General features: G+C 59.0%; 10 protein-coding genes. 6 read left to right on the top strand and 4 right to left on the bottom strand.

What is annotated here, in order from left to right; all coding sequences use genetic code 11:
• Nucleotides 1-351: 351 nt before the first annotated feature.
• Nucleotides 352-1077: a hypothetical protein gene (locus H1Y01_RS13455; protein ID WP_180541028.1), complete on the bottom strand. Its 726-nt coding sequence runs from the start codon at nt 1075-1077 to the stop codon at nt 352-354.
• Nucleotides 1078-1143: 66 nt separating this feature from the next.
• Between H1Y01_RS13455 and H1Y01_RS20095 the strand changes: the two genes are divergently transcribed.
• Both H1Y01_RS20095 and H1Y01_RS13450 read left to right on the top strand, forming a co-directional pair.
• A complete protein-coding gene (locus H1Y01_RS20095; RefSeq protein WP_367399790.1) occupies nt 1144-1497 on the top strand; it encodes a putative toxin-antitoxin system toxin component, PIN family in 354 nt (117 codons plus the stop codon).
• A 41-nt stretch (nt 1498-1538) separates the two neighbouring features.
• Nucleotides 1539-2186, top strand: a complete 648-nt coding sequence (locus H1Y01_RS13450; protein ID WP_180541027.1) for a bifunctional 4-hydroxy-2-oxoglutarate aldolase/2-dehydro-3-deoxy-phosphogluconate aldolase — start codon at nt 1539-1541, stop codon at nt 2184-2186.
• Here the strand turns inward: H1Y01_RS13450 and H1Y01_RS13445 are convergent.
• The gene (locus tag H1Y01_RS13445) at nt 2183-3421 is read right to left on the bottom strand and encodes a TIM barrel protein (protein WP_180541026.1); all 1239 of its coding nucleotides are present in this window, start codon (nt 3419-3421) and stop codon (nt 2183-2185) included. The two genes, H1Y01_RS13450 and H1Y01_RS13445, sit on opposite strands and share 4 nt — an antisense overlap.
• A gap of 123 nt (nt 3422-3544) precedes the next feature.
• Between H1Y01_RS13445 and H1Y01_RS13440 the strand changes: the two genes are divergently transcribed.
• The gene (locus H1Y01_RS13440) at nt 3545-3718 is read left to right on the top strand and encodes a twin-arginine translocase TatA/TatE family subunit (protein WP_437179967.1); all 174 of its coding nucleotides are present in this window, start codon (nt 3545-3547) and stop codon (nt 3716-3718) included.
• A gap of 165 nt (nt 3719-3883) precedes the next feature.
• On the opposite strand, the gene H1Y01_RS13435 is transcribed toward H1Y01_RS13440, so the two are convergent.
• Entirely contained in the window at nt 3884-4174 is a 291-nt protein-coding gene (locus H1Y01_RS13435) for an HU family DNA-binding protein (RefSeq protein WP_180541024.1), read from the bottom strand.
• Between the two features lie 207 nt (nt 4175-4381).
• Between H1Y01_RS13435 and H1Y01_RS13430 the strand changes: the two genes are divergently transcribed.
• The 3 genes from H1Y01_RS13430 to H1Y01_RS13420 all read left to right on the top strand — a co-directional run bounded on the left by H1Y01_RS13430 (nt 4382) and on the right by H1Y01_RS13420 (nt 6758).
• Entirely contained in the window at nt 4382-5182 is an 801-nt protein-coding gene (locus H1Y01_RS13430) for a GNAT family N-acetyltransferase (protein ID WP_180541023.1), read from the top strand.
• Nucleotides 5183-5346: 164 nt separating this feature from the next.
• Nucleotides 5347-6255, top strand: a complete 909-nt coding sequence (locus H1Y01_RS13425) for a proline dehydrogenase family protein (RefSeq protein ID WP_219341530.1) — start codon at nt 5347-5349, stop codon at nt 6253-6255.
• Nucleotides 6256-6281: 26 nt separating this feature from the next.
• Entirely contained in the window at nt 6282-6758 is a 477-nt protein-coding gene (locus H1Y01_RS13420) for a hypothetical protein (protein WP_180541022.1), read from the top strand.
• Between the two features lie 59 nt (nt 6759-6817).
• On the opposite strand, the gene H1Y01_RS13415 is transcribed toward H1Y01_RS13420, so the two are convergent.
• On the bottom strand, nt 6818-7007 hold a 190-nt coding region (locus tag H1Y01_RS13415), incomplete at its 5' end, for a DUF488 family protein (RefSeq protein ID WP_180541021.1).

The raw sequence follows: 7007 nt of genomic DNA, 5'->3' as shown, positions 1-7007 counted from the left end.
ATGCGGATGGGGCCGCCGTCGGGAGAGAGGCGCGCGAGCCGCTCGAGGTAGCCCAGGCGTCCCAGCCAGAGCAAGCGAAGGAGGACCAGCGGATTCAAGTTGAATTGTAGCGGGGGACAGTGCGCGTGGGCGATGCTACCCGAGCGCGAGGTCCGATCCCGCCTATAGCAACTCTCATTCCGAGCCCGAGCGAAAGCGAGTGGTCCGATGCCGTTGCGGCAAAGCTTCAAGCACCGCTTGCTGACGCGCGCGGCTCAGTAAACTCAGTACGTTACAGAGCCGCGACGGTGACGGAGCGATTATTACCACAGGCGGCTAAACCCGCTCGCTTTCGCTCGGGCTCAGGATGGCTCAATAGGGCCGGAAGGAAGTGGATTGATATTCGACGCGAAGCCCGGTCGGATTTACCGTATGCGAAGTCGAATAATCATTGAGAACGATGAAGTAGACGTATCCGACACTGTTCGGACGTACCGGCGCGGAGGCGCTGAACGGCGTCCATGAAGTAAACCCGTTACTGCTCAAGGCTGCTATCTGCCCGCAGCTCACCTCGCCCGCCGAAAAGTCGGCGACGTAGATATAAGCCATCTGGTCGTCTGCCATGAGCTGCCCGGTCATGTTCAGCTCGTAGCTGGGATAGCCATCTAATGCCGGAGGGACTAAGAAGTAGGAAGCGTAGACGTACCAGCCGGGAGGCGTCGTACCGCCGCCCAGAGGGGAGATCCACTGCGAGCGCCCGTCGTCCGGGTTGTACCATGAGTTCCAAGGCTCGTTGATTGGGACCGGAGTATACCGGGACACCAAAGAACAGGGGTTGGGCGCGGGCGCCGTATAAGTCGCGGTTGGATACGGCGTGGCTAATAGCCAGTTCCCGTCAACGATCGCTCCGCCGTCGACAGGATTTATTGGACTAACAAGTTCAGTAGCCAGGCAACCCGCCAGCGAGACAGGCTTCTCCGTGCGGCCAGTGTTACAGAATGCCGTCGAAGGAACATCTTGCGCAATCGATAGACTGGGAACAACGAATAGCGCAGTACACAGTAGAGCGCTGCGGAAATTAATAAAGCGGCTGTTCATCTCGCCACACCTCAGCGTGAGTCTATCGCGGTTTCGACGCCGCTACAACAGTTCGCCGGCCCCACGGTGTCTGAGAGCACTGAACTCGCACTTTGGCGAACGGCATCCGCCAAGAAGATGTTCCGCGACTCGTGGAAGAATTGCGACGCGAGAACGAAGCCCGCGAGCAATAGGTGCTGCGGGTTGAAGCAAACCGGTAATCAGAGTAGCAGCACGGACCGTTCAACTTCAGTCCAACTCGATGTAATTCGGGAAGACCCACCGGACAACCGTATCTTGGAATGTGCGGTGAGTTCTGGGTCCGACTTCATCGTGACGGGCGACAAAGACCTACTTAGGCTTAAGTGGTACGACTCTATCCAGATTGTTACTTTAGCGCGGTTCGTCGAAATGGTGGCGGACCAGAATACGGGGGCATAGTAACACGGCGGAGCGAAACGGCTTCGCTATACTGCGCACGAATGCACGCAAAAGAAACCCTGCGCGGAATCATGGAGACCGGGCTCGTCGCCATCGTGCGCGCGGGCGATGCAGCCAGCGCGATCAAAGCCGTTGCAGCAATTTATAAGGGCGGGATTCGCGCCGTCGAGATCACGATGACCGTGCCCGGCGCGATTCGCGCGCTGGAGAAAGTCGCCGATGAGTACGGGGACAAGATCGTCCTCGGCGCAGGTACGGTGCTCGATCCGGAGACGGCTCGCGCGTGTATGCTAGCCGGCGCCGAGTTCTTCGTCACGCCTGCGCTGAATGTGAAGACGATCGAGATGGCCAAGCGCTACTCGAAAGTCATCTGCCCGGGAGCCTTGACGCCCACTGAAGTCGTAACCGCGTGGGAAGCGGGCGCTGACGCCGTCAAGATCTTTCCTGCAGATAGCGTCGGCGGCGCAAAGTACATCAAAGCGCTGAAAGCGCCGCTACCGCACATCGAGATGATTCCCACGGGCGGCGTGAGCCTGACGACCTGCGGCGACTTCCTGAAGGCCGGAGCTTGTGCGGTTGCTGTCGGCGGAGAGCTGGTTAGCTCCGAGCTTCTAAGAAAGGGTGACTTCGACGAGATCGAGCTACGCGCGCGAAGGTTCTCGGAAGCTGTAAGTGCCGGGCGCGCTTAGACCGAGTAAGTCCGCCCGCGATGCGCGCCAATCAATATCTGGAAGATCCGATGCGCGATCAGTTCATGCAGCGACAACAGATCCTTATGCGCTTCGAATATTGCCGCGGCGTCGATCGTCGACGGGATCGGCGCACCGGCACGCAGAGCCTCTTGCGCCTCGTTGATCACCGGATCGGCACTCAGCTCGCCCGCCATCTCCCACAACGTGATAAAGCGGTCGACCGCCGTCGGGAAGCTGACCGCAAACACGCCATGGTTGCTCGTCGTGCGCGGCGGTTTGTAATCCAGATTGAACGGGCCGTTGTAGCCGTGTGACCGAAGCAAGACGAGTATGTTGAGCCAGTCGAGCGGGTTGACCAAGCCAACGGCGATATCGACGTCGTGCTTCAAGCGGTAGCCGTCATTGATATCGAAGTGCCAGAGCTTTCCGGCGAGGATAGCGCGAGCGAGCGCGGCGCGAACGGCTCCGCCCCACATCAGTTCGTGCAGGTACTCGGGGTTCAAACCCACCATCTCGGGATGCGTCAAAAGGCCGGAGTTGATCCAGGCGAGCATTGCGTCGCTGGTCGGCAGCAGGATTTCCGCTTGCGGCTCGAAAGGCTTCGCTTCCATGCAGTGCTTCAGCGTCGGGCGCCCCAACTTACCGGCGACTTCGATATCGTGCTCGCACGCGGCGTTGATGGCCTGCGCGAACCACTTCAACGTGTCGGTTTCCTCGATTGCGCCTTGCACGTAGTAGCCGAGCGAACCGGGCCAGTAAACGGCGAACTGGGCGCCCAGCTCGTGTCCGATATCGACCGTGTTCTTGACCCGGAACGCGGCATATTCGCGGACGGCGGGCGATTCCGCCGCGGGACTGGCCGCCCACACCGCGTGGAAGAACGTCTCGGTCGTCACCATCGAGCACTTCAGTCCGTTCTCCTCAAGCGAGTGCTTAATCTTCGCGACGATGGCGTGCTGCTCGTCCTTTCCGAGCGCCTCGGTCGGGATTACATCTGTATCGTGGGTACACCACCAGCCGATTCCCAGCTCGGCGTAATGCCGGATCACCTCCGGAAACGCGACTTCGGCCCGGGTCGGAGCGTGGAAAAGCGCCTGTCCGGCGTAAGCGGCTGCCCATTGGGGTCCGGTGATGAAATACTTTCGGCGCTGCTCGGGCGTGTAGGCGCCTCCGCACGCTTCGGTCAGGCGATTGACGAGGGATTGTTGTTGATTGGCAGGGACGGGCTGCATAATTTAGTCCTTAAGCATATACCGAGACCCGGTGCGCCCGGTTGACTCGATTCGGAAGCCTCCCTACAATCAAAGTGGTAAAGGAGGACTCACATGTCCTTTGATGTACACGCGCCGGTGTTGTTGTTGCTGCGCGGACAGGATTTGCTTCTCGTCATTCTGCTGCTCGTTCTGTTCTTTGGGGCCAAGAAAATACCGGATCTGGCGAAGGGTCTGGGCGAAGGCATCAAGAGCTTCAAACAGTCCGTTAAGGACGAGCCTACGGTTAAGCCCGAGGAGAAAAAGACAGAGGTTTAGCAGCCCGGGGTAACCGCTCCGTTACCGTCGCGGCTCCGTAACTTACTGAACTTACTGAGCCGCGCGCGTTAGCCAGCGTTGCCCTTAAATTTGGGCGGTTGAGGATCTTAGCGGCCCCGTGCCGTCCGTGATTGGACCGGCACGGGGTTTTCCATGCAATGCCTGTTATTTCTTAACTTTTGGCGGCACGATGGCATCCTTGGCCGCCTTGGCCACGCGGAACTTCACAACCTTTTTGGCCGGGATCTTGATCGTCTCGCCGGTTGCGGGGTTGCGCCCCATGCGGGCCTTGCGTTCGACGCGAACGAGGCGTCCAATGCCCGGCAGGACAAAGACACCGTTTTTCTTGACCTCGCTGATCGCGAGTTCTCCGAGGTGATCGAGCATCATCCGAGCGGTCTTGCTCGGGACCTCGCACTGCTCAGCCAGCGATCTCATCAATTGCGTCTGCGTCATTCTCGAGTTTGCCAATTATGCCTCCATGCAACACACCGGTTGCGGATTCGCAGGGGCCTCCGACGCCGCCCGGCGCTCACGCGGCCATGGTTGCGGCATTGGCCCTGAGTATTAGAACCGTAACAATGATACGGAACGGGTAGATTGAAGTAAAGAGAGAAATGCTCGAAAACCGCGATTTTGCTGAGGAAATTGAGAATTTTAATCGTGGGACGCGGGGCTCCAGTGACTGAAGCCGAGCTGGTGGACGAAAATTTGCGGGCGTGCTTTCGCGCACTCGCATCGGAGCGCGATGCATCGCTCGTCCGTATAGTGAGCGGTATCGAACTCATTTCATTGGGCGTGCGGTTCCAAATGTTCAACGGGGCCTTCCTTTCCGGTCCCGTTCTGAGCGAAGGAGAGCTGGAGCGAAGGGCCATCAGCGCCGATCTGCACTTTGGCAAAGCAGGCCTGAAATGGTCGTTCTGGTTGTGCGACAGTTTCCTGCAACCCGGCGCCGTGCGGCGGGCGGGAGAGGCATTCGCCAGGCACGACTTGCGATGCGCGACGGAGATGCCGGGCATGATCGCGCTCGCATTGCCGCCCGCTGGGCACCCTCTGCCCGATTGTGAACCGCGGCCGATCGATCGCGGCGCCGTGCTTCAGGAATTCAGGGAGATCGGCTCGTCCTGTTTTCGAGTGCCGCTCGACTGGTTTTCCGAAGTGTTCGACCAGCGGGGGACAGCACGCACGAAGTTCCGCGCCTGGGTCGGATATGCGGATGGCAAGGCGGTCGCGACCGCCGCAACCGTAGTCTCAGCCGGCGCGATTGGTCTTTATAACCTGGCAACGCTACCCGAATATCGATCGCGCGGCTATGGCGAGTCGCTGATGCGGCAATGCATCGCGGAGGAGATTCGAGAGCACGGAAATCGGCCGATCGTATTGCAATCGACCAGGAGCGGACTCTCGCTCTACAAGCGCCTCGGCTTCCGAACCGTTACGCGGTTTCGCGTGTTCGTGCGCTAACAGCCCGTGGTAATAACCGCTCCCTAACCGTCGCGGCTCTGTAACGTACTGAATTGACTGAGCCGCGCGCGTCAGCAAGCGGTGTTTTTCGACTACTAGCACGGGCTGCTAGACCTGCGCATTGATCGCTCAAGACCTTCCCCGTATGATCAAAAGAGCCCACCGTGCGTAGCGTCTTTCTATTCCTTTCGAGCAACCGCAATCTCCGCAAGTTCATGGAGACCTCCCGATCGGCCCACCGCTTTTCCAGCCGGTTTGTCGCCGGTAGTACGCTCGACGAAGCGCTGGATGCCTGCGAAAAGGTCAATCGAGACGGGCTGATGATCACGCTCGACTACCTGGGCGAGAACGTAACCTCGATGGACGAGGCGGCGGCCTGCCGCGATATGTACATGCGGTGCATTCAAGCCATCGAGCGGCGCGGCATCAAAGGCAACGTGTCGTTGAAGCTGACGCAGTTCGGCATCGACCTATCGGAGGACGCGTGCCGGCAGAATGTTCGCGAACTGGTATGCGAGGCGGCGAAAAACGGCAACTTCGTGCGGGTCGATATGGAATCGAGCGAGTACACGGAGCGCACGCTGAATCTGGTTTACGATCTCTATGCGGAAACCAAATCGTGCGGCGCGGTCATTCAGGCCTATTTGAAACGCAGCGAAGCGGACATCGAAGATCTCAACCGGCGGCGCATTCGCGTGCGGCTTTGTAAAGGCGCCTACCTGGAGCCGCCGAGCGTCGCCATTCAGGACAAAGCCGCGGTGGATCGCAATTACGTGAAACTGGCGAAGAAGCTGCTGACGGACGGCAACTATCCGGGTCTGGCCACGCACGACGAACGCATCATCGAGGAACTTTTGACGTTCGTTCAGGAACAAAACATACCGCCGGAGCGTTTTGAGTTTCAGATGCTGTATGGGATTCGCCGCGACCTGCAAACTCGTATCAACAGGGCCGGCTACCGCATGCGCTTGTACGTGCCGTTCGGCGAAGCGTGGTACCCCTACTTCATGAGGCGGCTCGCCGAGCGCCCCGCCAACGTGCTATTCATTGCACGGAATCTTTTCCGTAGCTGACGCGTCTGATTATCGGGAACCTTCCCATGTTCGCGAGTGTCAAACAGTTCATGCGGTACTGGAGTTTCCTGGCTGCGAAGTTACTCGCCGCGGGTGCGATCGTCAGCGGCCTGCTGTGGTCAGTGAATCGCTTCTGGACCCCGCGAACTCCCCTGTTCCATATCAACAATTACCAGTTCGGGTATGACCTTCCGTACACGGCGCTGGCGGGCTTAATTTTTCTGCTCGGCATCGGCCTGGTTTATCTCTGTATACTGGACCAGCGCTACCGCTGCCGGGTTTGCCTGCGCCGCTTACGGATGCCGATCCTGACCGGATCGTGGAGCAAGATGCTGCAATTCGGACGGCCCAAGACCGAATACATTTGTGTGTACGGCCACGGCAAGCTGAACATTTCCGAACTGCATATTTCCGGGATTGAGAACCCCGAATGGACCGAGCACGCGGACTATTGGGCCGAGCTGTGCGGGACGGGTAAGAACGGGCGCGACTTCCCGGATTAGACAAAACCGGCTCCCTCACGGTCGCGGCTCAGTAACACACGAATTCTACCGAGAGCGGTCTAGCCCAGATGGACAATCTCGACATCCGGCCATCGCTGCTGAAGATACTCGGCAACTAATCGCCGGTGACAGTGCTCCGGCGTTTCTTCGCTGCAGAGTAAACAACCTCCGTCCAACATCTCCCGGGAAGTTTCCTCTATCCGCCGTTCTCGTATGAGCGCGTTGAATTGCCGCTCATATAACGCCCAA

Source organism: Nevskia soli (assembly GCF_903970205.1).
Classification (GTDB): domain Bacteria; phylum Acidobacteriota; class Terriglobia; order Bryobacterales; family Bryobacteraceae; genus Bog-113.
This window is presented reverse-complemented; position numbering and strand designations above follow the sequence as displayed.

Coding starts and splice junctions, on each gene's coding strand:
- H1Y01_RS13455 (WP_180541028.1), bottom strand. CDS start 1,077: ATGAACAGCCGCTTTATTAATTTCCGCAGCGCTCTACTGTGTACTGCG.
- H1Y01_RS13450 (WP_180541027.1), top strand. CDS start 1,539: ATGCACGCAAAAGAAACCCTGCGCGGAATCATGGAGACCGGGCTCGTC.
- H1Y01_RS13445 (WP_180541026.1), bottom strand. CDS start 3,421: ATGCAGCCCGTCCCTGCCAATCAACAACAATCCCTCGTCAATCGCCTG.
- H1Y01_RS13435 (WP_180541024.1), bottom strand. CDS start 4,174: ATGACGCAGACGCAATTGATGAGATCGCTGGCTGAGCAGTGCGAGGTC.
- H1Y01_RS13420 (WP_180541022.1), top strand. CDS start 6,282: ATGTTCGCGAGTGTCAAACAGTTCATGCGGTACTGGAGTTTCCTGGCT.